Annotated in this window: 26 protein-coding genes and 2 tRNA genes; 18 read left to right on the forward strand and 10 right to left on the reverse strand. The window is 72.0% G+C overall.

Annotated features, from left to right (window positions below; genetic code table 11):
* Nucleotides 1–88: 88 nt before the first annotated feature.
* From ACFPK1_RS19935 to ACFPK1_RS19955, 5 genes are all read right to left on the reverse strand, one after another.
* Nucleotides 89–352: a hypothetical protein gene (locus ACFPK1_RS19935; protein ID WP_378022687.1), complete on the reverse strand. Its 264-nt coding sequence runs from the start codon at nucleotides 350–352 to the stop codon at nucleotides 89–91.
* Nucleotides 353–600: 248 nt separating this feature from the next.
* Complete coding sequence (locus ACFPK1_RS19940; protein WP_378022688.1) at nucleotides 601–1,506, reverse strand: NADP-dependent oxidoreductase; 906 nt, start codon at nucleotides 1,504–1,506, stop codon at nucleotides 601–603.
* 9 nt (nucleotides 1,507–1,515) lie between these two features.
* Nucleotides 1,516–3,009 carry a glycan biosynthesis hexose transferase WsfD gene (wsfD, locus tag ACFPK1_RS19945; protein WP_378022689.1) on the reverse strand — a complete coding sequence of 498 codons (1,494 nt, stop codon included), beginning with the start codon at nucleotides 3,007–3,009 and terminating at the stop codon, nucleotides 1,516–1,518.
* A 46-nt stretch (nucleotides 3,010–3,055) separates the two neighbouring features.
* The gene (locus ACFPK1_RS19950) at nucleotides 3,056–3,490 is read right to left on the reverse strand and encodes a PPOX class F420-dependent oxidoreductase (protein WP_378022690.1); all 435 of its coding nucleotides are present in this window, start codon (nucleotides 3,488–3,490) and stop codon (nucleotides 3,056–3,058) included.
* Nucleotides 3,491–3,529: 39 nt separating this feature from the next.
* The gene (locus ACFPK1_RS19955) at nucleotides 3,530–4,087 is read right to left on the reverse strand and encodes a DinB family protein (protein WP_378022691.1); all 558 of its coding nucleotides are present in this window, start codon (nucleotides 4,085–4,087) and stop codon (nucleotides 3,530–3,532) included.
* A 109-nt stretch (nucleotides 4,088–4,196) separates the two neighbouring features.
* Here ACFPK1_RS19955 and ACFPK1_RS19960 point away from each other — a divergent pair, with 109 nt between their 5' ends.
* Both ACFPK1_RS19960 and ACFPK1_RS19965 read left to right on the forward strand, forming a co-directional pair.
* Nucleotides 4,197–5,369, forward strand: a complete 1,173-nt coding sequence (locus ACFPK1_RS19960) for a serine hydrolase domain-containing protein (RefSeq protein ID WP_378022692.1) — start codon at nucleotides 4,197–4,199, stop codon at nucleotides 5,367–5,369.
* A 60-nt stretch (nucleotides 5,370–5,429) separates the two neighbouring features.
* The gene (locus tag ACFPK1_RS19965; RefSeq protein ID WP_378022693.1) at nucleotides 5,430–6,428 is read left to right on the forward strand and encodes a DMT family transporter; all 999 of its coding nucleotides are present in this window, start codon (nucleotides 5,430–5,432) and stop codon (nucleotides 6,426–6,428) included.
* Here ACFPK1_RS19965 and ACFPK1_RS19970 read toward each other — a convergent pair.
* Nucleotides 6,376–6,759 carry a VOC family protein gene (locus ACFPK1_RS19970; protein WP_378022694.1) on the reverse strand — a complete coding sequence of 128 codons (384 nt, stop codon included), beginning with the start codon at nucleotides 6,757–6,759 and terminating at the stop codon, nucleotides 6,376–6,378. The genes ACFPK1_RS19965 and ACFPK1_RS19970 overlap by 53 nt on opposite strands.
* A gap of 444 nt (nucleotides 6,760–7,203) precedes the next feature.
* On the opposite strand from ACFPK1_RS19970, the gene ACFPK1_RS19975 reads away from it, so the two are divergent.
* A complete protein-coding gene (locus ACFPK1_RS19975; protein WP_378022695.1) occupies nucleotides 7,204–7,557 on the forward strand; it encodes a bleomycin resistance protein in 354 nt (117 codons plus the stop codon).
* Nucleotides 7,558–7,575: 18 nt separating this feature from the next.
* Here ACFPK1_RS19975 and ACFPK1_RS19980 read toward each other — a convergent pair whose 3' ends face one another.
* Nucleotides 7,576–7,878 carry a DF family (seleno)protein gene (locus tag ACFPK1_RS19980; protein ID WP_378022696.1) on the reverse strand — a complete coding sequence of 101 codons (303 nt, stop codon included), beginning with the start codon at nucleotides 7,876–7,878 and terminating at the stop codon, nucleotides 7,576–7,578.
* A gap of 243 nt (nucleotides 7,879–8,121) precedes the next feature.
* On the opposite strand from ACFPK1_RS19980, the gene ACFPK1_RS19985 reads away from it, so the two are divergent.
* The 10 genes from ACFPK1_RS19985 to ACFPK1_RS20030 all read left to right on the forward strand — a co-directional run bounded on the left by ACFPK1_RS19985 (nucleotide 8,122) and on the right by ACFPK1_RS20030 (nucleotide 17,295).
* Entirely contained in the window at nucleotides 8,122–9,552 is a 1,431-nt protein-coding gene (locus ACFPK1_RS19985) for an ApeA N-terminal domain 1-containing protein (protein ID WP_378022843.1), read from the forward strand.
* 31 nt (nucleotides 9,553–9,583) lie between these two features.
* A complete protein-coding gene (locus ACFPK1_RS19990; RefSeq protein WP_378022697.1) occupies nucleotides 9,584–10,786 on the forward strand; it encodes a helix-turn-helix domain-containing protein in 1,203 nt (400 codons plus the stop codon).
* Between the two features lie 4 nt (nucleotides 10,787–10,790).
* Nucleotides 10,791–11,348 (forward strand): flavoprotein, encoded by a 558-nt coding sequence (locus tag ACFPK1_RS19995; protein ID WP_378022698.1) that lies wholly within the window; start codon nucleotides 10,791–10,793, stop codon nucleotides 11,346–11,348.
* Between the two features lie 138 nt (nucleotides 11,349–11,486).
* Nucleotides 11,487–11,825, forward strand: coding sequence for a hypothetical protein (locus ACFPK1_RS20000; RefSeq protein WP_378022699.1), 339 nt, complete (start codon nucleotides 11,487–11,489; stop codon nucleotides 11,823–11,825).
* Nucleotides 11,822–12,076 carry a hypothetical protein gene (locus tag ACFPK1_RS20005; protein ID WP_378022700.1) on the forward strand — a complete coding sequence of 85 codons (255 nt, stop codon included), beginning with the start codon at nucleotides 11,822–11,824 and terminating at the stop codon, nucleotides 12,074–12,076. The genes ACFPK1_RS20000 and ACFPK1_RS20005 overlap by 4 nt, the downstream gene beginning before the upstream one ends.
* A 170-nt stretch (nucleotides 12,077–12,246) precedes the next feature.
* Nucleotides 12,247–13,068: a hypothetical protein gene (locus tag ACFPK1_RS20010; RefSeq protein ID WP_378022701.1), complete on the forward strand. Its 822-nt coding sequence runs from the start codon at nucleotides 12,247–12,249 to the stop codon at nucleotides 13,066–13,068.
* Nucleotides 13,061–14,002 (forward strand): FtsK/SpoIIIE domain-containing protein, encoded by a 942-nt coding sequence (locus tag ACFPK1_RS20015; protein WP_378022702.1) that lies wholly within the window; start codon nucleotides 13,061–13,063, stop codon nucleotides 14,000–14,002. Before ACFPK1_RS20010 ends, ACFPK1_RS20015 begins: the two co-directional genes overlap by 8 nt.
* Nucleotides 14,003–14,288: 286 nt before the next feature.
* The gene (locus ACFPK1_RS20020; protein ID WP_378022703.1) at nucleotides 14,289–15,851 is read left to right on the forward strand and encodes a replication initiator; all 1,563 of its coding nucleotides are present in this window, start codon (nucleotides 14,289–14,291) and stop codon (nucleotides 15,849–15,851) included.
* 23 nt (nucleotides 15,852–15,874) lie between these two features.
* Nucleotides 15,875–16,102 (forward strand): helix-turn-helix domain-containing protein, encoded by a 228-nt coding sequence (locus tag ACFPK1_RS20025; RefSeq protein WP_378022704.1) that lies wholly within the window; start codon nucleotides 15,875–15,877, stop codon nucleotides 16,100–16,102.
* Nucleotides 16,102–17,295: a tyrosine-type recombinase/integrase gene (locus ACFPK1_RS20030; RefSeq protein WP_378022705.1), complete on the forward strand. Its 1,194-nt coding sequence runs from the start codon at nucleotides 16,102–16,104 to the stop codon at nucleotides 17,293–17,295. The genes ACFPK1_RS20025 and ACFPK1_RS20030 overlap by 1 nt, the downstream gene beginning before the upstream one ends.
* A gap of 89 nt (nucleotides 17,296–17,384) precedes the next feature.
* Here the strand turns inward: ACFPK1_RS20030 and ACFPK1_RS20035 are convergent.
* Nucleotides 17,385–17,458: transfer RNA gene (locus ACFPK1_RS20035), tRNA-Gly, on the reverse strand.
* 384 nt (nucleotides 17,459–17,842) lie between these two features.
* Here ACFPK1_RS20035 and ACFPK1_RS20040 point away from each other — a divergent pair.
* The 3 genes from ACFPK1_RS20040 to ACFPK1_RS20050 all read left to right on the forward strand — a co-directional run bounded on the left by ACFPK1_RS20040 (nucleotide 17,843) and on the right by ACFPK1_RS20050 (nucleotide 19,363).
* Nucleotides 17,843–17,916, forward strand: a tRNA-Pro gene (locus ACFPK1_RS20040).
* A 520-nt stretch (nucleotides 17,917–18,436) separates the two neighbouring features.
* Complete coding sequence (locus tag ACFPK1_RS20045; RefSeq protein WP_378022706.1) at nucleotides 18,437–18,838, forward strand: cupin domain-containing protein; 402 nt, start codon at nucleotides 18,437–18,439, stop codon at nucleotides 18,836–18,838.
* A gap of 162 nt (nucleotides 18,839–19,000) precedes the next feature.
* Nucleotides 19,001–19,363 carry a DUF4180 domain-containing protein gene (locus ACFPK1_RS20050; protein WP_378022707.1) on the forward strand — a complete coding sequence of 121 codons (363 nt, stop codon included), beginning with the start codon at nucleotides 19,001–19,003 and terminating at the stop codon, nucleotides 19,361–19,363.
* On the opposite strand, the gene ACFPK1_RS20055 is transcribed toward ACFPK1_RS20050, so the two are convergent.
* On the reverse strand, nucleotides 19,344–19,670 hold the full coding sequence (locus tag ACFPK1_RS20055) for a YnfA family protein (protein ID WP_378022708.1): 327 nt from the start codon (nucleotides 19,668–19,670) through the stop codon (nucleotides 19,344–19,346). The two genes, ACFPK1_RS20050 and ACFPK1_RS20055, sit on opposite strands and share 20 nt — an antisense overlap.
* Complete coding sequence (locus tag ACFPK1_RS20060; protein WP_378022709.1) at nucleotides 19,667–20,458, reverse strand: pentapeptide repeat-containing protein; 792 nt, start codon at nucleotides 20,456–20,458, stop codon at nucleotides 19,667–19,669. The genes ACFPK1_RS20055 and ACFPK1_RS20060 overlap by 4 nt, the downstream gene beginning before the upstream one ends.
* A gap of 659 nt (nucleotides 20,459–21,117) precedes the next feature.
* Between ACFPK1_RS20060 and tig the strand changes: the two genes are divergently transcribed.
* Together tig and ACFPK1_RS20070 are read left to right on the forward strand one after the other, a co-directional pair.
* Nucleotides 21,118–22,659 carry a trigger factor gene (gene tig, locus ACFPK1_RS20065; protein WP_378022710.1) on the forward strand — a complete coding sequence of 514 codons (1,542 nt, stop codon included), beginning with the start codon at nucleotides 21,118–21,120 and terminating at the stop codon, nucleotides 22,657–22,659.
* 197 nt (nucleotides 22,660–22,856) lie between these two features.
* Complete coding sequence (locus ACFPK1_RS20070; RefSeq protein ID WP_378022844.1) at nucleotides 22,857–23,459, forward strand: ATP-dependent Clp protease proteolytic subunit; 603 nt, start codon at nucleotides 22,857–22,859, stop codon at nucleotides 23,457–23,459.
* Nucleotides 23,460–23,476: the final 17 nt, after the last annotated feature.

The following is a 23,476-nucleotide window of genomic DNA, read 5'->3' on the forward strand; positions in this document are numbered from 1 at the left end:
GATTCCGGCGCCACCGGGACCCGCACCCGTCACCTGCTCGTCGGCGCGCGGCCCGGCTCCCCCGATGGGTCGGGACGCGGCGGCCGGGTCAGAGCAGGCCGTCGACCACGTCGCCGACCGCGTCGCTCCCCAGCACGCTGCCGGCGGCGCTGCCGACGCCTCCCAGGAGGCCGCCGACGCCCTGGGCGACGCCGGACACGAGGCCCGTGCGGTCGCTCCGGGCGTCACCGTGCGACGACTCGCTCCCGCCGTCCGAGCCGTGGGACTCGGTCGCGCTCGCCACGCCGGACAGGGCGAGCGTGCCGGCGCCGGCCAGCGCCGTCGCCGCCGCGATCCGCTGCAGTCGCTTCATCGTTGATCTCCTCTTCGGTCGGTCCGCCGCGTGATCGCGGCGAGGAGGAGTCTCCCGACGAGGTGAGGGACGGCTCATCGAGGGGTCGTTCGCTGAACATTCGCTCAGTCAAACGGACGGCCGGAGACGGACGGCCGATCGGACCACTCAGATTGAGCAGATGGCTCTCAGGGACGCTCGACGGAGTGACGACTAGAACGTTCGGGTGAAATGCCACCGTGGTGTTCGCCCTCGGTGACATCGGCAGCTCAGGCGTCCACCGCGATGACGACCTTGCCGAGCACGTGCCCGTCCTCCACGGCGTCGAGCGCCTCCGCGGCCCGCGCGAAGGGCAGCACCGTGCGTACCCACGGGTCGAGGTCCTGCGCGGCGACCCGGGCGGCGAGGGCCTCGAGCCCCGCCGTGCTGCGGTCCCGGGGGACGTCCCGCCCGCCGAGCTCGGCGACCAGCGGCTTGTCGGCGACCGAGAACAGCCGGGACGGGTCGGTGAGCGGCGCGACCGCGCGCAGGGCGTCACCGCCGACGAGGTCGAAGACGCCGTCGACCCCCTGCGAGGCCACGGCGCGGACGTGGTGGGCGACGTCGCCGCCCCCGACCACCGCGGTGGCGCCCAGCTCGCCCAGCAGGTCCTGCTTGCCCTCGCTCGCGGTGCCGATCACGTGCAGACCGCGGGCCCGGGCGAGCTGCACGGTGGGGATGCCCACCCCGCCGCCCGCGCCGTTGACGAGCAGCGTCGCGCCCGCGGGCAGGTCGAGCGCGGTGAGGGCGTCGTACGCGGTGCCGGCGGCGACGGGCAGGGCGGCGGCGTCCTGCGCGGAGACCTCGTCCGGACGGTGCGCCGCGAACGACGCCGTCACCAGGGCCTGCTCGGCCCAGCCACCGACCATGCCCGGGCAGCCGCCGAAGACCTCGTCGCCGACCGCGAACCCCGCCACGCCCTCGCCGAGCGCGACGACCGTGCCGGCCACCTCGCGACCCAGCACCGCCGGGCCCTCGTGGCCGTACTCGCCGCGGCGCAGCCGCCAGTCGCCGGGGTTCACGCCCGCGACGCGGACCCGCACGAGGAGCTGGTCGGGGCCTGGTTCGGGCACCGGGACGTCGAGGTAGGCCTGCTGGTCGGGGCCGCCGGCCCGGAGGAATCCGTACGCGCGCACGGCACCTTCCTACTCCGTGCGGCGGGTCCTCCACGCGGCGAGCAGGCCGGTCGCGGCCGCCCCCACGAGCGACAGCCCGGCGAGTGCGAGCAGGTACGCGGCGAGCCACACGTGCTTGAAGACCTCGAAGTAGCCGTCCCCGGCGACCGCGACGACGACGAGCCCGAGCCCGGTGGCGGCGGCGAGCCCCGCCGCGAGCGACCAGCGCCCGGCACGGCCCTGCCAGCGCGCGGTCGCCGCCGCCACCAGGGCGACGAGCACCAGCGCGCCGGGCAGCCACGGCGGGCGGCGGGTGTCGGTGAGGACCTGCGCGAGGTCGGGCTGGCGCGCCCCCGACCAGCCCGGGTGCCCGTCCGGCGACGACGGCGCCCCGTACGGGGCCGGCAGGGCGTCGAGGTAGGGGAGGTCGGCGAGGGTCGTGGCCTGCAGGCCGACCCCGACGGCGCGCGCGGCCGCCGTGGGGTGCTCGGCGAGCAGCAGGAGCGCCGCGGACCGGGTCTCCGCGGGCCGGCCGAGGATCGCGCCCTCCCACCACGGGACGCCGTCGGGACGCGGGGGACCGTTGAAGTAGCCGTTGCCCGTGAGGGCGACCGCCTGGGGCGGCAGGCCCAGCGGGGAGGTCGCCGAGGGCCCGACCTCGAGCAGCACGGTCGTGAACACCAGGTTGTGCGCGTTGACCGGCGCGTACGCCTGTTCCTGGCGCTCCAGCGCGGCGAGCACCGGCACGGCCGCCAGCAGCACGGTGACCAGCGCGACGACGGGCCCGGCGACCCGGGGCCGGCGGACGCCGACCGCCACGACCGCGCACGCGAGCACCGCGGCGCCCAGGACCGGGATGTAGGCGACCTTCGCCGTGGTGGCGACGAGGCCGCCGAGCGCGGTCAGGGCCAGCGCGACGGCGCGCGCCGACCGGTGCTCGCGGCGCGTCGCGAGCAGCGCGGCCACCCCGACCGCCGTCGTCAGGCACCCGAGCAGGCCGGCGGGCTCGCTGTAGGTGGAGACGAAGAAGCGGGAGAAGGTGGCGGCGGCCAGGGGGAGGACCGGCACCGCCACGACCAGCGCCCGGCGGCGCCCCGCGGCCGACGCCGCCCAGGCGCCGAGGCCGACCACGATGCCGACGAGCAGGGCGTAGGCCCACCCCAGCACCGTCGGCGACCACGTCCCCGGGGTGACGAGCGTGGTCGCGCGGGCGAGCAGGAGCGCCGAGGACGGCACCGGGTCGTCGCAGGTGATCGGCCCGACGGCGAAGTCGGTGGTCCACCCGCCGCGCCAGCTCGCGTAGCCGTCCATCGTCAGCGGGGTGAGCCCGGCGCCGCAGAAGAGGCGGTAGCCGTCGCCGTTGTCCTCGACGCCGAGGGTGAACAGACGGGTGGCGAGCGCGACGAGCCCCGCGGCCGCCACGCCCGCGACGACCCCGAGGAGGGCGCGGTGGCGGGGGCCGGGCCGCGTGACGCGGCGGGGCGGCTCGCTCGTGTCGGTCGCGTCCGCCGTCCCGGTGGCCATCGGCGCCCATGATGCCCGAGCGCGTCCCGGCCACCGCGGCGGCGGTTCAGTCGCTGGTGTCGACGTTCTGGTCGACGATCGTCTGGCGCTCCGGGGTGACCCGGAGGATCACGCGCTCGGACTTGATGGCGCCGGGCGGGTAGTCGCCGCCGGTGTAGCGCCGCGCGAGCTCGTCGACGTGCTCGCGGGCCTCCGGGCCGGTGATGGTGCGCTCCACGCGCCCCCGGACCTCGGCGTAGCGGTAGGGGTCCTTCTCGTCGCGGATCAGCACCGTGATGCGGGGATCGCGCTCGATGTTCTCGAAGCGCTTCCGGTGGGTCTCGGTGTTGATCACCACGGCGCCGTCCTTCACCCCCACCCACAGGATCTGCGTCTGGATGCGGCCGCTGGGCAGCACCGTCGACACGGAGGCGAAGTTGGGGCCGGTGGCCAGCTCCTCGGTCATCGGGTGCAGCTCGGGCCCGTTGCGGGTCTCGGACACGGTGTCGTCCTTCCTGATCGGCGTGCGGGACCCGCGGGGCTACCCGGTCGCGCCCGACCGTGCCCGGTGCAGATCCAGCAGCAGCGCGATCTCCGCGCCGTGGTGCAGCAGCTCGCGGTTGATGTGCAGCACGAGCACGGCCATCGGCGCGTCGGCGTACGGGCCCTCGCTCGGCCCGCACGGCGCCTCGAGGTCGGCGTCGCGCACGCCCGCGGTCCACGCCGCGTAGGCGTCGTCGAGCTGCTGGCGGGCCTCGTGCGCGGTGGCGGCGTAGTGGTGGGTGGCGTAGTCCACCGGCGGGCCGCCGAAGTGTCCCGCCACGCGCATCGCGAGCACGCCGACGATGACGTGGCCGAGGCGCCAGGCGATGGTGGTGACCGGCGGCGGGTCCGGCTCCGGGAGCGCGAAGTCGATCACCATGTCGCCCGCGCCCGCCGCCATCGGCGTCGCCGCCTGCGCGCGGGGCCGCACGCTCCACGCACCCGGGGCGGGCTCCCAGAGGTACTGCTCGTCGGTCAGACCGTCCAGGCGCGGGCGCCACCCGCGCCACTGGAAGTCGACCTGGTCGAGCAGCAGGGTGTTCCAGTCCAGCGCCATGGCGGGACGGTAGCGAGGGGGACCGACGGCCCTGCCCGGACGGACGGGGCCGGAGGACCGTGCGGCACAGCAGACTGTGTGCTGACGATCACTCCAGGAGGTTCACCCCATGAGCAGGACGATCGACGGTTCCGGGATCGACAAGGTGCTGGCGGGGGCGGTCGAGGCCGGCGCCGTGCCGCACGTCGTGGCGATCGCCGCCGACGCGGACGGCGTGTTCTACGAGGGCGGCTCCGGGCCGCGCGCCGTCGGGGACGCCGACCAGGTCTCCGGGAGCACCCACTTCCGGATCATGTCGATGACCAAGATGGTCGCCACGACCACCGCGCTGCAGCAGGTGGAGCGCGGCGAGCTGGACCTCGACGCCCCGGTCGAGCAGTACGTCCCGTCGTTCGCGGAGATCCAGGTCCTCGACGGCTTCGACGGCGACACCCCGAAGCTGCGGGCGCCCGCGACCAAGGCGACCGTCCGGCACCTCGTCACCCACACCTCGGGCCTGAGCTACTGGTTCTGGAACGCCGACATCGGCCGCTACGAGCAGCTCACCGGGCACCCGAACGTCGTGCCCGGCGAGAAGCGCGCCCTGTTCGCGCCGATGGTCGCCGACCCGGGCACGCGCTACGAGTACGGCATCAACACCGACTGGCTCGGACAGGTCGTCGAGGCCGTCGCCGGCACCACGCTCGACGTGGTGATCAAGGAGAACGTCACCGGCCCGCTCGGCATGGACGACACGATGTTCGCCCTCGACGACGCCCGCCAGGGCAACAAGACCCCGGTGCACGTGCGCGGCGAGGACGGCGCCTGGATGTCGGTGGGCAACTTCCTCCCCGACTATCCCGAGTGGTGGCCCGGCGGGCACGGCCTGCACTCGACGCCGCGGGACTACATCCGCTTCGAGCGGGCCCTGCTGCGCGGCGGCGAGCTCGACGGGACGCGCATCCTGCGCCAGGAGACCGTCGACGCGGCGTTCTCCGACCAGCTCGGCGGCATCCCGATGCCCGAGGAGATCGCGAGCGCCGACCCGGCGACCACCGACACCCTGCACCTCGGTCCGGGCTGGACCTGGGGCTACGGCCTGCTGCTCAACACCGAGGACGTCCCCGGGCGGCGCCGGGCCTGGAGCGGCGCGTGGGCGGGCCTGCTCAACACCCACTTCTGGATCGACCGGACGACGGGCATCTGCGCGTCGATCTACACGAACTCGCTGCCGTTCATCTCCGAGCAGGAGGCGTGGAAGCTCTACGGCGACTTCGAGTCGGCGCTCTACGCGGCCCTGTGAGGCCGGTGTGTGACCGGCGACCGTTTGCGTTGTCGTTAGCGGTGCTATGGACTGGGGGCCATGCTCCGTGACAGGCGCGCCGGTCCCGTGGCGCCGTCCACCGGTGTCGCGGGGCCGTCGCGGACCTGGCTCGTCCCGCTGCTGAGCACCCTGTTCGTGCCGGTCTACGCGTCCGGGTTCGTCGTCGGCAAGATCGCCACCGCGCACATGGCGGTGCCGACGGTGCTGCTGTGGCGGTTCCTCGTCGCGCTGGTCGTGGTGCTGGTCGCCGTCGTCGCGACGCGTCCGGCGCTGCCCCGCGGGCGGGCGTGGGGCCACCTCGTGGTGACGGCCCTGCTGCTGCAGGTCGGGCAGTTCGCCTTCTGCTACACCGGGCTGGCCGCCGGCGTCCCGGCCGGCGTCACGAGCCTCGTGCTCGGGATGGCGCCGCTGCTCGTCGGGCTGCTGACGCCGCTCGTGCTCTCCACCCGCCTCGGCGCGGCGCCCGTCATCGGCCTGATCATCGGGGCCTGCGGGGTCTACATCGTGCTGTCCGACCGGCTCGGCGGGGACCTCGGCACCACGATCGTGCTCCCGGTGCTGGGCGCGCTGTCGATGGCCGCCGGCACGCTCTACCAGAAGCGGTTCAACGACGACACGCCCGTCGCGACGAGCGTCGCCGTGCAGATGGGCACCTCGCTCGTCGTCACCGCCGCCGCGATGCCGTTCCTCGGCGCCGCCTGGCTGCCGAGTGACGCGACCGGGTGGTGGACCTCGCTCTGGCTCGGCGTCGTGAACTCCGCCGGCGCCTTCGTGCTGATGTTCGTGCTGCTGCGGTGGCGCAGCACGGTGCACGTCAGCTCGCTGCTGAACCTCGTCCCGGCGGTCACCGCGCTCGCCGCCGTCCCGATCCTCGGCGAGCCGCTGACGCTGCACGCCGTCGCCGGGCTCGTCGTCGCCCTGCTGGGCATGTACATCGGGCTCGGGCTGGTCGGGCGGCGGCGGGGCCCCGTGGGACCCCCCGCCGTCACGCCCCCGGCACGAACAGACAGAACGGGTGGCCGTGCGGGTCCCGCATGACCACCACGCCCTCGGCGGGCTGGTGGTCGGCGCGCGTGGCCCCGAGGGCGGCGGCGCGCGCCACCTCGGCGTCGAGGGAGTCCGGCGCGACGAGCAGGTCGAGGTGCGCGTGCATCCGCTGCTCGCCCTCGCGCGCGGGCCACGTCGGGGCGACGTGCTCGGGCTCGAGCTGGAAGCTGAGGCCGGGACGCTCCTGCTCGGGGGCGCGCAGGCGCACGAAGGTCGGGTCGTCGGCGCCCTCGACGGTCACCCACCCCAGCAGGTCGCGGTAGAAGGCGGCGAGCGCCGGCGGGTCGGGCGTCCCGAGGACGAAGGAGCCGAGCGTGGGCATGCGCCCATCATGACCTGCGCGAACGGTGTGGAGCGGGCGACGGGAATCGAACCCGCGTAGCCAGTTTGGAAGGCCGCGCCGGGCCCGGGTCGGAGGGCACGACCTCGGCCGGAGCCCGGCGGGCGTGCCCGCTCGCGCCCCTGGTTGACCGCTGCTAATCGCACGCTAATCGCACGTTGGGAGGTTGCCTCGTGGTGCTCCTTGCAGCGCAGCAAGCCGGTGTCTGGTCTCCCCGTCGGCCAGGTCCTCCCGGAGCGCGCCAGGGCCAGGGGGCCAGGTGGAGCACCCGACGCGCTGAACGACCTGGCCCCCTGGTTCTGGGGTGCTACGCCCGTGGGTGGCCGGCGGGGAGACCTGCCCTACCCCCTCCCCGGAGGTCGCCGGGGGTGCGGGGGCGGCGAGCGCCCCGCCGGTCTTGCAGGCACCTCGGGGGAGGATGCGGGCATGTCTGAGCACCTCGTGGCCGTGCCGATCTTGCCTGTCCGGGACATGGCCGAGGCCGTGGAGTTCTGGTCACGCCTGCCGCACCTGGAGGTCGAGGAGTACGGCGGCGGCGGCTACGCCTTCGTGCGCCATCTCGATGCCGAGGTGATCCACCTCGATCATCGACCCGAGTTGAACCGGTTGGACAACATGGCTGGCTGCTACCTGCACGTACCGGGAATCGACGCGCTACGGGCAACCCTGGCGTCTGCCGGCATGCAGGTGTCCGAGGTCCGTGACGAGCCGTGGGGGATGCGCGAGTTCACGCTGACCGACCCCGACGGGAACACGATCCGTCTGGGATGCGGTGACTGATCGACACAGCCTGCATGTTCAGCGATCGCCCAGGGCTGCGAGCACCCACTCATCGAGGGGAGTGCCCCGTGCCCCGTCGTCGGTGATGTACACGCGGCAGGACAAGCCGTAGTCGCGTCGAGCGTCGGCTCCGGGCTCCACGTCAGAGCCGTCCACTCGGACCGTTGGTGAACCAAGAAATCCCTCGGTGAGCGCCTGCTCCGCGCTAGTGACCTGGCGCGCGACGACCTCATCACCTGTCTGCGCCGCGAGGTTCCGCAGGCGGGGCAGGTAGTCCGCTGCGTTCGGGCAGCCATCGAAGTACAGCAGTTCCAGTCGCACCCGAGTGAGTATCCGCTGCGCCCATGTCTGTGCGGTGTGCTTCTGACGTCTGCTGTGGCCCGAGGTGCTGGCGGGCGTGGCCGCGCGGCACGCCGGGTCGAAGACAGGAGGCGGTGCCGCAGCGAGCCCGCCCGTCCGGCCCGTCAGGGCCGGCTTGAAGACGTATAGAAAGTCCTCACGCTAAGCTGGCCGCTTCGGCCGACGGCCCGAGGGGGAGAATTGCCGTTCCTGGACGAGCCTGGCGTGTGGTGGCGTACTAGCGACCCAGATAATAGGCTACCTGGCATCTTGCAGATGGACGGAAACGTCGATCCGGTGCTGAGGTTGATCGGCGGATTCGAGCTGCGGATTATGCAGCTGACGCCAGACGGATCGCTCACCTCCCATGGAGAGTTGAGAGCTCCAGGTACGATCCACGGTGAAGCGTCAGGTAAAAGTATCACCCTGTTCGGTTCTTCGACTGCCGGGCAGAAGGGCGGCTTGCTCGGTCGGCCGCACGAGCACACGCTTGCTGCTGCCGTCACGCTCGTTGGGCAGCATGTTGTGGACCCGTTCAGCGAATTCGTTGCTGGCGCTGAGGTGCACGTCGAGAACTTGACGGTATGGGCGGGACGTACGGCTATCCGAGCTCAGATGATGATGGAGGATTCTGGTCACTGGACGGGTCGTTCACGGATCGACGTAGTGGCTACCGACGACGACGAAGTGGTGATCCCAGGTGCGCGGCTCTACCTTAAGCACGTGTTTAATCCGCTCGATTTCGAAAACAGCACGGCCAAGCGGACGGTATCAATAAGAGAGTATTGCTACGTAAAGTTCGAGTTTGACAATCCGGTATCGCTTGAAACGTATGATCGATACGTCTCGGATCTACAGGATTTGATCACTTTTTGCGTGGATCGCCCGTCGGCGATTCTACGGGAAGTGATTTCTGTCGCAGGAGGGCGGGCGAGTGGCCGCGAAGGGCAATCGAAGGCCAGGCTGTACAAGCGCTACGTGGTAGCGCCCGAGCCGGAAAAGGATGCCGTCGACACTTCTGAAGCGCTGGCGCTGCTCGGAGAAGACGCGGACTTCGCCGGGCTCGTCGCTCGCTGGTTCTCGCTTATCGAGAAGATTCGCTCTTCGGTGCGTATGGTGACGGGGCTCTCCTATGTTTCGGATGGGTACCTTGAGGGGCGCCTGGTGACAGCCGTAAGCGCGGCGGAGGGGCTGCATAGGTCTCTGTATCGCTCGACGGCGATGACTAAGGAGAGGTTTGACGCCCTTCGAAGCACGGCGACGGACGGTCTTGTCGAAGAGGACGCGAAGTGGCTGCGGGAGCGACTGCATAATGAGCCGACGCTGAACGACAGGCTTCTCGATATGGTGTCGAGAATCGAGAGCTACAGTGGCAGCGAGCTCCCGATAAACTCAGGTCGGTGGGCCGCTCAGGCGAAGCGGGCGCGAAACGCGCTCGTTCATCGCGACGAGGCGGGCTCGCTAGCGCGACAGCTGCGGCGTATGGATCTGCACCAGCTTGACGCGATTGTCGAGACCACCCTACTTGTAGTCACCGTCTTGGTGTTTGTTGAACTACAATTGGATGGCACTGTAATTCGGGACCTCCCGCAGGGCAACAGTCGTATGCGAATGGCTCTCTGGCTGGCCTCCAAGCATCTCGTGGACGAGTCTTGATTCGGTGTATCTTGCGTGAGATAATGATGACGTGGCCGAAGGAGTAGGAAAAAGAGTTGCGGCATATCGTCGTCGCCGCGGATTGAGTCAGGCCGCACTTGCTGGACTGATCGGCCGGTCGGAGTCCTGGCTCTCGCAGGTCGAGCGCGGAGTTCGATCAGTCGACAAAATGTCAGTCTTGCTCGACATGTCCCGTGTGCTTGACGTTGAGGTCCAAGCGCTTACGGGCACACCTTGGCAGCTTGCGCCAAACGGCGGTTCGCGTGCCGAAGGGCTGGCAAGTGTCCGAGGGGTTCTCAACAGATACGCTAATCTTATCGAAGACGACGTCCCCGCTCCGTCAGCTTCCTCGCTGCGGTCGATTGCCTCGTCGCTGCACCAGGAGTATCAGGCGGCTAAGTACGCGACCGTCATTCGAGAGCTGCCACTTCTTATCGGGCAAGCGGACTCGGCGCTGCTACGCGCCAGTGGTGACGATCGCGAGGCAGCACTGTCGTACGTCGAGGCGTACGTGGTGGCCTCGAAGCTGCTGACGAAGCTTGGAGTGGGAGACCTCGGAGCGGTGACGGCGGATCGTGCGGCGATGGCGGCAGGCCGCACGGACTCGGGCGTGGCACAGGGGATGGCGATCTACCAGGTCGTGACTGCCCTGCTGCGTTCTGATCAGGTTGATCAGGCGGAGCAACTCGCGACTCGCATGGCCGGCCAGCTCGTCCCGCGTGTGCGATCCGATGACCCGGCGCTTGTCTCGGTGGCCGGCGCGCTGTGGCTCATCTCGAGCGTCATCGCCGCGCGGCGCGCGGAGCGTTGGGAGGCGGAGCGTCGCCTCGACCAGGCGCAGGCTCTCGCGGACCTGCTCGGTCATGACGCCAACTATGCCTGGACTGCGTTCGGGCCCACGAACGTCGCTATCCACCGCGTGTCAGTCGCGGCTGAGCTGGGTGATCCGGCCGCAGCACTCGAAGCGGCGTCGAGCGTTGACCTCGGTCGGCTTCCGGCAGGGCTGTCGAGCCGTCGAGCGCAGGTCAACCTGGACCTGGCGTGGGCGCAGGCGCAGCGCAAGCGCGACGCGGAAGCGACCCTGAACCTGCTCGACGCCGAGAAGGCCGCGCCCGAAGCGGTGGCTCACAACGTGATGGCGCGCGAGATCATGCGCGAGATGCTGGCGCGGTCGAAGCGAGGACACGGCTCATCGCTGCAAGCGCTCGCGACGCGCGCGGGTGTGCTGCACTGACTCGGTGACTTCGCCCCTCGGACTCGTTGTCTGCGGCGCGCCGCTCGCGGCCCGAGCAGCTGACGTCGCCCGCGAGCTCGTCAGCGCGGGCTGGCCGCTCACGGTCGGCATCACGGCCGCCGCCACCGACTGGCTGAACCCGGACACCCTGTCCGAGGCCGCGACGGCACCGACCGCGACCCGCCGCCGCTTGCCCGACGAGAGTCGAGCTAGTGGCCGGCCGGACCGCGTGGTGGCGCTCCCGCTCACGTTCAACACCGCCAACAAGATCGCGTGCGGCGTCATGGACAACCACGTCACCGGCACGCTCTGCGACGCCCTCGGTACCGGGGCACCGATCATCGCGGCGCTGTTCGTGAACGACCGGCTGTGGCAGCACCCGGCCTGGGCGACGACTCTTGACACCCTCGGCCGCGCGGGTGTGGTGTTCCTCGACCCACACACCGGCCGTCTCGGCGAGCCCGTCGCCGTTCGTTCCGGTACAGGTGGGGACGTCGTCGAACGGTTCGACCCTTTATGGGTCACCGCCGCGCTCGCGTCCCCCGCAGCCGCGACGGCCTGACGCAAGGCTTCACACGACCCGCACATCTGTGCGGGTCGCACTTTTGTGCGGGTCGACCCGTTGACCTGCGGCTTTCCTGGTGATGCGCCCCCGAAGAGATCGGGCCTCGGCGCTGAGAGTCCCAGGAGGACCGCAGTCATGGCTATCAAGGTGAAGACGGACGGGACCCGCTACACGGTGGGGTCGATCCCGAAGCAGAAGACCGACATGGAGGGCCGGCCCAAGCGCGATCGGGTCACGGGCGACGACCTGATGGTCACCCAGCTCGTGCAGATCGACGAGAACGGTGCCGAGGTCATCAACTGCACGACCCCGGGGCTGCCGCGGGTGCAGCTCGGCGACGAGGTCGTGCCGCGGAACCTGATCGCGATCCCGTGGCAGCAGGGCCAGCGGGCCGGGGTGGCGTTCCGGGCCGACGCCCTCGACCCGATGAACGCCGCGCAGGGCGCCCCGGCCCCGAAGGGCGGTGCGTCGTGACCGCCGCCCGCTCCGGCGCCGAGGAGCTGTGGACCGGGCTCAACGCCGCCCAGGCCGACGGCCACGAGTGCGTGATGTGCGAGGTGTCGTTCGTGGTGCCGGAGGTCCCGGCGCAGCACCGCCCCGCGCCGGTGCCCGGCACCCGCACCGGCCCTTCCGGGGTGCCCTCGGTCCCGGTGGGGGTCTCCGAGACCGGCTCGCAGGTCTTCGCCTGCCTGGGCATCTGCGCCGCCCTCGCCTTCCCCGACTGACCACGCCGGTTCGCCATCCCGGTTGGTCATCTGCCTCGGGTCGGGGCCGGCTTCCCCGCGGCCCCGACCCCTCCCACCTCCTGATTTCCGTCCTGTGCGGCCGTGCTGGCCGCTGTCGCTTGTGAGGAACCGTCATGCCTCGCCAGACGTCCCGCTCCGCTGCCCGTCCGATGATCCGCGCTTCGCGCACCGACGGGTTCGAGATCATCACCGCCCCCACCGTGCACCCGCTCGCTCGGCTGCTCGGCCTCCTGATCCGGCTCCGCGCCGAGATCACCACCATCCTCGCCGTCGTCGCCGTGTGGGTGCTGCTGACCTCGTGGCTGCGGACCCCGTTCGTCATCGCCCTGGTCGCCGTCACCGTCGCGGTGGTCCTGGTGACCCCGGTCCTGCGCCGCTTCGTGGCCTACCGCGCGGCGGCGGTCATGACGCGGCACCGGCTGCGTCAGGTGCTCGTCGAGCGGCGCTGCCTGAACTTCTCCCGCCACGCGCCGCTGTTCCTGTGGTCGCACCCCACCGAGGTCGGCGACACCGTCTGGCTCTTCCTCCGCGCTGGCATCTCGCCGACCGATGTGGAGGAGCAGACCGACTGGATCGCCTCGGGCTGCTTCGCCCGCGACGCCCGGGTCACCACCGTGCGCTCCATGACCGCCCTAGTGAAGGTCGAGGTCATCCGCCGCGACCCGCTGGCCCGTGAGCTGATCGACTCCGAGCTGGCCGACTGGACCGCCACCACCGGCCAGCGCCCGCCCTCGAGCACGAAGGTCGTCCCGCCGAAGCCGGGCAACGCCCACTGGTCGGGCGCCGGTGACCGTGGCGGCAGGCAGGACGGCAAGCCAGCACAGCGCCCCACGCTCGACGAGCGCGACGACGTCCCGCCGATGGTCATCGAGCACCCCGCACCCACCGCCAACACGGCCTCACAGCCCGCGCCCACCCCAGAGCCGGTCAAGGTGCCAGAGCGCGGTGGGGACTGGTCGGACTATGTCTAGCCCCGAGCAGCATCCCGAGCCGGTGCGCCTGCGCGACCTGCTGCGCTCCTGGACCGCCGCGATCCGCACCCCCGCCACCCCGTGCCCGGAAACGCCGGCGCGGTCACCGCTGTCGATCTGGGACCCGATCCACCTCGGGATCGACGAGCACGGCCGCCCGGTCCGGGTCACCCTGGCCTACCGCAACGCCCTACTCGCTGGGGAGCCCGGAGCGGGCAAGTCGGTCGGGCTCAACCTCCCGACCGCGCACGCGGCCCTGTCCCCGGACTGCGGGCTCTGGCTGTTCGACGGCAAGCGCGTCGAACTCGGCCTCTGGCGCGACGCCGCCGACCGCTTCGTCGGTCCCGACCTCACCGACGCCACCGAGACCCTGCGCGACCTTCAGGCCGAGATGGACCGTCGGTATGACTGGCTCGACGCCGAGCGCCGGCGGAAGATCACGCCTGCGGATGCCGCGCACGGCATCGACCCGATCGCCGCGATCTTCGACGAGGTCGCCTACTACTCGGCCACCGTCGGCACCAAGCAAGAGCGCGAGACGTTCTCGGTGCTGCTGCGCGATCTCGTCGCCCGTGGTCGTGCCGCTGGGGTCATCGTCATCGCCGCCACCCAACGACCGTCCTCGGACATCATCCCCACGTCGCTGCGGGATCTGTTCGGCTACCGGTGGGCGTTCCGCTGCACCACCGACGCCAGCTCGGACATCGTGCTCGGGCACGGCTGGGCCGCCCGCGGTCACTCCGCCGCCGTGATCGCCCCCGAGGACAAGGGCATCGGCCTGCTGCTCGCCGAGGGTGGGGAGCCGCAGCGGATCAAGTCCGCGTTCCTGTCCGACGAGCAGGTCTATGCCCTGGCCGACACGGCCGCGTGGTTGCGCGAGGGCCGGCGGCTCGCCGACGACACCCTCACTGCGGCTCAGGGAGGCCGGCTGTGAGGGCGGACGCATGCGGCGCGGGGGCCTACACCCTGATCGTCCGAGCGGCGGCGCCCCGGTTCGGGGACCGGGGCTCCGTCTCCGCTGCCGAGCACCGAGGGGGAGCAGGCTCAGGCGGCGGGGACATGTCGTCGGACGGTCAGGGCGTAGGACGCCACGTCCGTACAGCTGCGACGGACGTGACCGAGCCTGTCGGCTGTTCCCGCGACAGGTCCCGGTGCGAGCGTCTCGACTCCCGCCACCAGTGGCCCACCGAGCACCCCGCGGAAACACTAGGGCGGGCATCGTGACGCCGAATGGTCGAACCAACGCGACCAGTGGCGGCCCCACTGGTCTAACGGTCGACGAGCTCGGCCGTCGTCGCCTCGCCCGGGCGGCTGCGACCACGGACGTCGCCGAGTTCTCCCGACACGGTCGCGACGACTGGTCGGGCTGGCTCGCTCACCTCGGCGGGGCCGCCGCGGGCTGCTCGCACCCGATCCGTCTCGCCGGATCGTTGACCACCGTCGAGCAGAGCACGGGCCGGATCACCGTGGAGTCGCACACGTCGGCGATGCCGGACGCGGTGCTCTACGTGCCGTGCGGGAACCGCCGCGCCAACGTCTGCGCGAGCTGCGCGGAGACCTACCGGGCCGACACCTACCAACTGGTCACCGCCGGCCTCCTGGGCGGCAAGGGCGTCCCGCCCACCGTCGCCGAGCACCCGTGTGTGTTCCTGACCTGCACCGCCCCGTCGTTCGGGCCCGTCCACACCCACCGGACGGACGCGAAGGGCCCGCCGTTGCCGTGTCACCCCCGCCGCCAGGTCGACACCTGCGAGCACGGGATCGACCTCGTGTGCTGGGACCGGCACGACGAGCACGCCCCCGAGGTCGGACGGCCGCTGTGCCTGGACTGCTACGACCACGACCGCCAAGCCGTGTGGAACCACTCCGCGGGGGAGCTGTGGCGTCGCACCATGGTCGCCGCCGGGCGCGCGCTGCGTCGCCTCGAGGAACCCGGCGCGAAGCTGCGCCTGAGCTACACCAAGGTCGCCGAGTACCAGACCCGCGGCGCCGTGCACTTCCACGCCCTGGTCCGCCTCGACGGCCGCGACCCCGACGACCCCACCGCCATCCTCACCCCCAACCCCGGCATCCGCGCCGGGCACGTCGCGCTCCTGCTGCGCGAAGCGGTCCACGGCACGGTCTTCCGCAGCGACGCTCACCCGGACCGGCCCGAGGGCTGGTCGATCGGCTGGGGCGAGCAGTGTGACCCCCGCCCTGTGCGGCTGACGGTGCGCGATGTCGACGACGCCGGGGAGATCACCCACGGCGCCGTGGCCGGCTACCTCGCCAAGTACGCCACGAAGGCGACCGAGATGGCCGGCCACGTCTCCACCCGTCTCACCCCCGAGACGGCCGCCGCCTACGCCGACACCACCACGCATGTCGGCCGCCAGATCGCCGCGTGCTGGCGCCTCGGGACCCGCCCGGACCGCGAGGGCGCCCCGCCGCCGGACGCCGAGGAGTGGCGCGAGGGCTGGGGTCGGCTGCGGCGCTGGGCGCACATGCTCGGCTTCGGCGGCCACTTCTCGACCCGCTCCCGGCGCTACTCCACCACCATGACCGCTCTGCGCGCCGCACGCCGCGACTGGGCCCGCGCCCACGCTGCGAACACCGGCCCCGACGTCGACGAGCGCGACGACCAGGCCGACGAGGACACCACCGAGGTCGTCGTCGCCTCCCTGGCCTTCGCCGGGATCGGCTGGCACACCACCGCCGACGCCCTCATGGCCAACACCGCCGCAGCTAACGCGCGGGCCAGGAGGCACGCCGCCCGCGACGAATTGACCTCGATCACCTGCTGACCAACGAGAGCAAGGCAACCGACATGGAGACGGAGAACAACACCGCCAAGTACCTCAGCGTCCCCGCTGCCGCCGAGTACCTGGCGACCTCGGAGCGGTTCATGCGTCGGCTCGTCGCCGAGCGCCGGATCGCCTTCCACCACGTGGGCCGTCACGTCCGCTTCGCCGTGACCGACCTCGACGCGTTCGTCCAGGCGGGCCGCGTCGAGCCGATCACCCGGGCCAGCGTGCGGCGAGGGGTGGTGGCCTGATGGCGAACAAGAAGGGTCACCGCCGCTTCGGCTCGATCCGCAAGCTCTCCTCGGGCCGCTACCAGGCCAGCTACCTCGGCACGGACGGGCAGCGGCGGACGGCGCCCGAGACCTTCGAGCGCAAGCGCGACGCCGAACAGTGGCTCTCGGTCCTGGAAGCCGACATCGTGCGCGGCGACTGGACCGACCCGCTGCTCGGCGAGGTCACAGTGGGGGAGTTCGGACGCCAGTGGCTCGTGGACCACCGCTGTAGCCGACGCACCCGGGAGGAGTACGCGAGCCTCTGGCGCCTGCACGTGGCCCCGTTCCTCGCGGAGGCGCGGATCGCGGAGTTGAGCACCGAACGGGTCCGGGCCTGGCGCACGGACCTGCTCGCTTCGGGGCGCTCAGAGGATCGGACCGCGAAGGCATACCGGCTCCTGCACACCGTGATGGCGACGGCCGTGGACGACGGGCGGATCAAGCGCAACCCGTGCCGGATCAAGGGCGCCGGGCAGTACCGGACCCCCGAGCGGCCGTTCGCCTCGGTGGCCCAGGTGTTCGCCCTGGCCGGCGCGGTCCCCGCGCGGTACCGGGTGCTCGTGCTCTCGGCGGCGTTCACCGGTCTGCGCTGGGGTGAGCTGATCGCCCTGCGCCGCTGCGACGTCGACCTCAGGGCACGGATCGTGCGAGTGCACCGCAGCGTCGGCCAGACCCAGGCCGGCGAGATGGTGGTCGGCCCGACCAAGTCCGAGGCGGGCACGCGCGCGGTCGCGTTCCCCGCGGTGCTCTCCGACGACCTGGTCGCTCACCTCACGAGCTACGCGGAGTCGGGCACGACGGGCCTGCTGTTCACGGGCTCGCGCGGCGGTGAGCTGCGACGCGGCAACTTCCACCGCGAGACGGCGTGGACGAAGACGGTCGTGCGGGTCGGACTCCCGGCGGGCTTCCACTTCCACGACCTGCGGCACACCGGCAACCAGCTCGCGGCCATGTCGGGAGCGAGCACGCGGGAGCTGATGCGGCGCATGGGGCACGGCTCGATGCGGGCGGCGATGATCTACCAACACGCCAGCGACGAGCGGGACCGCGCGATCGCCGACCGTCTCGGCCAGCACATCGAGGGGGAGCGGACCGCCGAGGCCGACGGTGGCGACGAGGGCCAGGCGGACGACGAGGACGAGGGTGGTGACGGCGATGCGGTCCCGGCCTAATCGCACGCTAATCGCACGACGGCGGGTCGTCGCAGCGCCCGACGATCATGCAATCGGCCGAACTGTCCCGCTGACCTGCACGAACGGTGTGGAGCGGGCGACGGGAATCGAACCCGCGTAGCCAGTTTGGAAGACTGGGGCTCTACCATTGAGCTACGCCCGCGACGGGCCCTCGGGGCCCGGTCTCACCGTAGCGGATGCGCCCTCCCCGCCTGCTCCGGTGGGTCGACGGCCGCCTCCTGAACGCCGCCCGACGGCTTCGTGAACGATCCGGTACGGGACTTGACCGATCGACTGGAACGAGCAACACGGAGTGACGTCCTACGGATACGCGACGGTAGGGACCGACTCCTCGCCACCATGGGGAGACGGAGCCGCAACGTAGGAGGGAGATCGGCATGAGCACCGCCACGGAGGTCGTCGACCGGGTCGAGGGCACCGAGGACGACCACATCGTCCGCGGGCTGGACTAGGTCCGACGCACGACCGGACCGGGAGGCAGCGGCGCCTCCGCGGTCCCCGCGCCCCGCCCCTAGACTCGTGGTCACGGGGTGTGGCGCAGCTTGGTAGCGCACTCGCTTTGGGAGCGAGGGGCCGTCGGTTCGAATCCGGCCACCCCGACCGTGCCGACCGGCGTGGACACGACCGCCGGGAGCACCGCACGAACGCCCCGCCACCGATCCGTGGCAGGGTGCCGTCCGATCCGCGTGAGGCCGGACCGTCGATCACGGCGAGGCCCGCGGAGATCGGGGGCGGACGTGGGCGAGGGAACCGCGGCCCTCCTGGGACCGCTCGACTGACGCGGCATGCGCGAGCGCAAGATCGCCCCGGGTGCTCCCTCCGCCCGATCTCACGGGGTCCACGGAGCACCTGGAGCGATCACCCGCGACCGGCGCGTTCCGCATGATCATCAGGGCTGCGGGCCTGCCGGACGTGCCGCTCGGGCCGGTGAGGACGCCGGCACCGACCCGCCCCCGGCTGCGCCGAGCCTGATCGCGGCGGTGGGGCGACGCTCACCACCTCCCCGCGCTCGCCGGCACCAGGCCCTCGCGGAGCAGGGCGTGCCGCTGGTCCGGGCCTTGTGGCTCGGGACGGCACCGCAGGAAGGTGACCCCCTGGCACTCAACCCCGGAGGTGCACCGTGAGCACGAAGAGCACGCCCGTCGAGCTGACCGTCGTCGACACGAACGCCGAGGCCTGGCAGGGCTTCCCGGTCGAGTACATCGGGGCGAACCTCGAGCACGTCCCGCTCGTCCAGGACCCCGAGACCGGCATGACCGTGCTCAAGATGGTCTACCGGGCGGGCTTCACCAACCCGTGGCACAGCCACCCCTGCGCGCACGGCGTCTACGTCCTCGAGGGCGTGCTCAACACCCACCAGGGCGACTACCCGGCGGGCAGCTTCGTCTGGTTCCCCGAGGGCGGCGTGATGCAGCACGGGGCGACGCAGGACCAGGACGTCACGTTCCTGTTCATGACCAACAAGCCGTTCGACATCCACTTCGTCGGCGACGACAGCGACCCGCAGGCGCCCACCATGTGATCCCCGTGTCCGATTCCCGTGAGTGACCGGGCACGATGCGCAGCGCGGTTCACGCGAGCAGCCGCCCGGGCGGCCCTGCCGTGACAGGTGGCTCTTCACCGGCAGGGCCGCCACTCCCACGGGACGTGACAATCGGGTCGCGCCGACCGGGAGGATCGGTCCGTGACCACGATCTCCGAGCTCGGCGGCGTCCGCGTGCTGGTCCTCGACCGCGAGGGACCGGTGATCCGCGACGAGGCGGGCGCCCTCGACGTCATCGGCGAGACCTACGGCACCGAGGCCGACGTCGTCGCCGTGCCCGTCGAGCGCCTCGACCCGGCGTTCGCGCAGCTCCGCAGCGGGGTCGCCGGCGCGGTCGTGCAGAAGTTCGTGAACTACCGGCTGCGCCTGGTGGTCGTCGGCGCGCTCCGCGACACCTCCGGCCCCGTCGGGGACTGGGTGCGCGAGGCCAACGAGGGCCGCGATCTGTGGTTCGTCGCCGACCTCGCCGAGCTGGAGCGGCGCCTCAGCGCGGCGCGTACATGATCACGCCGACGCCGGCGAGGCAGATCGCGGCGCCGAGCAGGTCGAAGCGGTCGGGCCGGTAGCCGTCGAGCACCACGCCCCACGCCAGCGAGCCCGCCACGAACACGCCGCCGTACGCGGCGAGCACGCGGCCGAAGGCGGCGTCGGGCTGGAAGGCGGCGACGAACCCGTAGAGCCCGAGGGCGAGCACGCCGATCGCGGCGAACCACCACGCCCGGCCCTCGCGCACCGCCTGCCACACCAGCCAGGCGCCGCCGATCTCCAGGACCGCGGCGAGGACGAAGAGCGCGATCGAGCGCAGGGTCACCGGGCGGACGGTAGAGCAGTCCAGTGGGTCGGGCGGTCGAGGTGCGCGGGCACGGTCGTGTGCGCGTCCCCGCGGGCGGCCTCGAGCTGCGGGGCGGTGAGCAGCAGCGCCCCGGCGAGGCGGGCGCCGCGGACGTCGGCGCCGCGCAGGTCGGCGCCGAGGAGCTCGGCCCGGTCGAGGTCGACCCGCCGCAGGTCGGCGCCCACGAGCAGCGCGCCGCGTAGCCGCGCCGACCGGAGGTCGCGGCGCCGCAGGTCGGCACCGAGCAGGTCGGCGCCCCGCAGGTCGGGGCCCGGCCGCCCGGCGTGCGCCGCCGCGACGACCTCGTCGAACAGCGCGCCCGCCTCCCGGCGCACGGCGCCCACGTCCACCCCGCCGAGCGCCTCGGCGGGCAGCGTCGCCATCGCCTCGACGCGGTCGCGCAGCTCCCCGGCCTCGGCCGCCAGGGGCGTCCGCACGGCCTCGTCGAGCAGCGCGAGGACCTCGTGCAGCGGGCGCAGGACCTCGAGGGCGTCGAACATCGCCGGCACGCGTCGCCGGGCGCCGGAGAAGGTCACCTGCACGACCTGCTGGCCGGCGCCGAAGCAGTCGAACACCGCGCAGCCGGGGAAGCCGCGGGAACGGAGCCGGTCGTGGATGCCGCACCCGTCGTCGGGGCGCAGGTGGCGGCACGGGGTGCGGGCCGGCTTGTCGACGGCGAAGTCGGCCGAGGCGGCGAACGACGGCCCGACGCAGCACAGCGCCAGGCAGCGCGAGCAGTCCGCCGACCTCGGGGGTGACGCCGTCACACCGTCAGCGCCGGGCGCGCTTGCGGCGCTTGGTGCCGTAGCCGGCGATGGCCTCGAAGGTCTCGAGGGCACGCTCGATGTTGGCGCGGATCTTCTTCATGGCTGTCCCTCCTCGTGGCGGGCCCCGCGGCGGGGGAGCGGGTGCGGGGTGATCCCCACCGTGCCAGCCCGCTCCGGACCTGTCCCGCGGCGCGGTGGAGAGGTCCGGTGTCCTCCGAACGGTGGCGTCTCCCGGCGTGTCGCCGCCCGGACGAGCGATGCGGCGTCCGGTGCGCGAGACGGGCGGCGGGCCGCGGCCACCACCGCCCGCCGAGCGGGTCGTGACGATGAGATCGGCGGTCGTCACGGCGAGGTCGGCGGTGGGCCCGCCTCCCCGCGACAGCCCGCCGACCGCCCGCGGACGGGTGGTCCCGACGCGCCGTCGTGCCCGGTCCGGGCGGGCGCCACGGCGAGCGGTCGGGGGTCACGTCTAGACTCGCCGCCACGCCCGGGCGGGCGCGTCAGCAGGTACAGGCACCGGCTCTCCGGTGCTCCTCGACCGTGAGCGGTGGGGACGGCCTCCCGCGTCACGCCTCGGACCGATCCGCCCGTACGCCCTGGGGTTGCGGGCAGGTCACCGCACGAGCGCACGATGGCCCTGCCCCGAGGAGAGACGACCAGTGAAGTCCACCGTCGAGCACCTGTCGCCGACGCGCGTCAAACTCGCCGTCGAGGTGCCCTTCGACGAGCTCAAGCCCAACTTCGACAAGGCCTACAAGAAGATCGCGCAGCAGGTGCGCATCCCGGGGTTCCGCCCCGGGAAGGCGCCCGCCCGCATCCTCGACCAGCGCCTGGGCCGCGGCGTCGTCCTCGAGGAGGTCGTCAACGAGGCCGTGCCCGCCAAGTACGGCGAGGCCGTCACCGAGGCCGAGGTCCAGCCGCTGGGCCAGCCCGACATCGAGGTCACCGAGATCGAGGACGGCGACAAGCTCGCCTTCACGGCCGAGGTCGACATCCGGCCCGAGATCACGGTGCCGGACTACACCTCGATCGCCGTGGAGGTCGACGACGCCGAGGTCACCGACGACGACGTCGACGAGCAGCTCACGGGGCTGCAGGCGCGCTTCGGCACGCTCACCGGCGTCGACCGCGCGGTCCGGAACGGCGACTTCGTCGTCATCGACCTGTCCGCCACCGTCGACGGCGAGGCCGTCGAGGAGGCGCAGACCAGCGGGATGTCGCACGAGGTCGGCTCCGGCCAGCTCATCGAGGGCCTCGACGAGGCGCTCGAGGGCATGTCTGCCGGCGAGACCAAGCAGTTCACGACGAAGCTCGTGGCCGGCGACCACGCCGGCAAGGACGCCGAGGTCACCGTCTCGGTGCAGACGGTCAAGGAGCGCCAGCTCCCCGAGGCCGACGACGAGTTCGCCCAGCTCGCGAGCGAGTTCGACACCCTCGACGAGCTCAAGGACGACCTGCGCACCCGCTACGCGCGCGTCAAGAAGATGGAGCAGGGCAGCCAGGCGCGCGACCGCGTGCTCGAGGCCCTGCTCGAGGCGGCCGACGTGCCGCTGCCCGAGTCGGTCGTGCAGTCCGAGGTCGAGGTCCGCGCCCACGAGGCCGTCCACGAGTTCGACCACGACGAGGCGCGGCTCACCGAGTACGTCGAGTCCCAGGGCCAGACCCGCGAGGAGTTCGACACCGAGCTGCGCACCAGCGCCGAGCAGGCCGTGAAGACCCAGCTGCTCCTGGACAAGATCGCCGACGAGGCGAACGTGCAGGTCGAGCAGCAGGAACTCATGGAACGCATCATGATGCAGGCCCAGCGCTTCGGGGTGAGCCCCGAGGAGTACATCCAGCAGGCGCAGCAGGCCAACCAGCTCGGCGCGATCTTCGCCGACGTCCGGCGCGGCAAGGCGCTCGCCACCGTCGTGCAGTCCGCGACGATCACAGGCCCCGGCGGCAGCGACGTCGATCTCTCCGAGCTCTTCGGCACCGCCGGTGAGGTCGAGGGCGAGACGGTCGACGAGGCCACCGACGCGACCGAGGACGCCACCGCCGAGGGCGCCGACGCCGCCGCCGGTCCCACGGACGACGCCGCCCAGGTCGCCGACGCCGACACCGACGCCAGCGACCCCGCCTCGCCGAGCTCGCAGGTCGAGGCGGACGCGACCGCCGACACCGAGGTCGTCGGCGCGCCCGACTCCACGTCCCGCGCCTGACCCATCCGGCGCACCCGGCCCGCGCTCCTGGCCGATCCATCGGCCAGGAGCGAACACGGCCCGTCGACGGACTGTCCGGCCCGTCCCGGTGGTTACTGTCGAGGTCGGTGGGCCCGACCGACGCCAGACCGATCACCTCAGCAGAGAAAGCAGGGACACAGGTGAGCCAGCACCTCTCCATCCCGGCCGGGGCGGTCATGCGCTCCGCCGGGGGATCGATGACGCTGAACGACTCGGTCTACGAGCGCCTCCTGCGGGAGCGCATCGTCGTCCTGGGTCAGGAGGTCAACGACACCATCGCGAACCAGATCTCGGCGCAGCTGCTCCTGCTCTCCGCCGAGGACCCGAAGAGCGACATCACGCTCTACATCAACTCGCCCGGCGGCTCGGTGTCGGCGGGCATGGCGATCTACGACACCATGGAGTGGATCGAGCCCGACGTCTCCACGGTCGCGATGGGCCTCGCCGCCTCGATGGGGCAGTTCCTGCTCTCCGCGGGGGCCCGGGGCAAGCGCCTGGCGCTGCCGCACGCGCAGATCATGATGCACCAGCCCTCCGGCGGCCTCGGCGGCACGGAATCGGACATCACGATCCGCGCCGCGTCCATGAAGAAGCTCAAGCGCCAGCTCGCCGAGCTCATCGCCGAGCACACGGGCCAGACGTTCGAGCGGATCACCGAGGACTCCGACCGCGACCGCTGGTTCGACCCGTACGAGGCCCTCGAGTACGGCTTCATCGACCACGTCGTGACGCGCTCCTCCGATCAGCCCAGCAGCAACGGCAACGGGTCCGGTTCCTGAGACAGGAGACAGAGCAG

Source organism: Actinomycetospora rhizophila, from assembly GCF_042657905.1.
GTDB classification, from domain to species: Bacteria; Actinomycetota; Actinomycetes; order Mycobacteriales; family Pseudonocardiaceae; genus Actinomycetospora; species Actinomycetospora rhizophila.

Excerpts from the sequence above, each read along its gene's own strand:
- wsfD (WP_378022689.1), bottom strand. The coding sequence starts at position 3,009 with ATGGCCACCGGGACGGCGGACGCGACCGACACGAGCGAGCCGCCCCGC.
- ACFPK1_RS19955 (WP_378022691.1), bottom strand. The coding sequence starts at position 4,087 with ATGGCGCTGGACTGGAACACCCTGCTGCTCGACCAGGTCGACTTCCAG.
- ACFPK1_RS20030 (WP_378022705.1), top strand. The coding sequence starts at position 16,102 with ATGGCGAACAAGAAGGGTCACCGCCGCTTCGGCTCGATCCGCAAGCTC.
- ACFPK1_RS19975 (WP_378022695.1), top strand. The coding sequence starts at position 7,204 with ATGTCTGAGCACCTCGTGGCCGTGCCGATCTTGCCTGTCCGGGACATG.
- ACFPK1_RS19970 (WP_378022694.1), bottom strand. The coding sequence starts at position 6,759 with ATGCCCACGCTCGGCTCCTTCGTCCTCGGGACGCCCGACCCGCCGGCG.
- ACFPK1_RS20000 (WP_378022699.1), top strand. The coding sequence starts at position 11,487 with ATGGCTATCAAGGTGAAGACGGACGGGACCCGCTACACGGTGGGGTCG.
- ACFPK1_RS20010 (WP_378022701.1), top strand. The coding sequence starts at position 12,247 with ATGATCCGCGCTTCGCGCACCGACGGGTTCGAGATCATCACCGCCCCC.
- ACFPK1_RS19960 (WP_378022692.1), top strand. The coding sequence starts at position 4,197 with ATGAGCAGGACGATCGACGGTTCCGGGATCGACAAGGTGCTGGCGGGG.
- ACFPK1_RS19935 (WP_378022687.1), bottom strand. The coding sequence starts at position 352 with ATGAAGCGACTGCAGCGGATCGCGGCGGCGACGGCGCTGGCCGGCGCC.
- ACFPK1_RS19965 (WP_378022693.1), top strand. The coding sequence starts at position 5,430 with ATGCTCCGTGACAGGCGCGCCGGTCCCGTGGCGCCGTCCACCGGTGTC.
- ACFPK1_RS20025 (WP_378022704.1), top strand. The coding sequence starts at position 15,875 with ATGGAGACGGAGAACAACACCGCCAAGTACCTCAGCGTCCCCGCTGCC.
- ACFPK1_RS20070 (WP_378022844.1), top strand. The coding sequence starts at position 22,857 with ATGCGCTCCGCCGGGGGATCGATGACGCTGAACGACTCGGTCTACGAG.
- ACFPK1_RS20015 (WP_378022702.1), top strand. The coding sequence starts at position 13,061 with ATGTCTAGCCCCGAGCAGCATCCCGAGCCGGTGCGCCTGCGCGACCTG.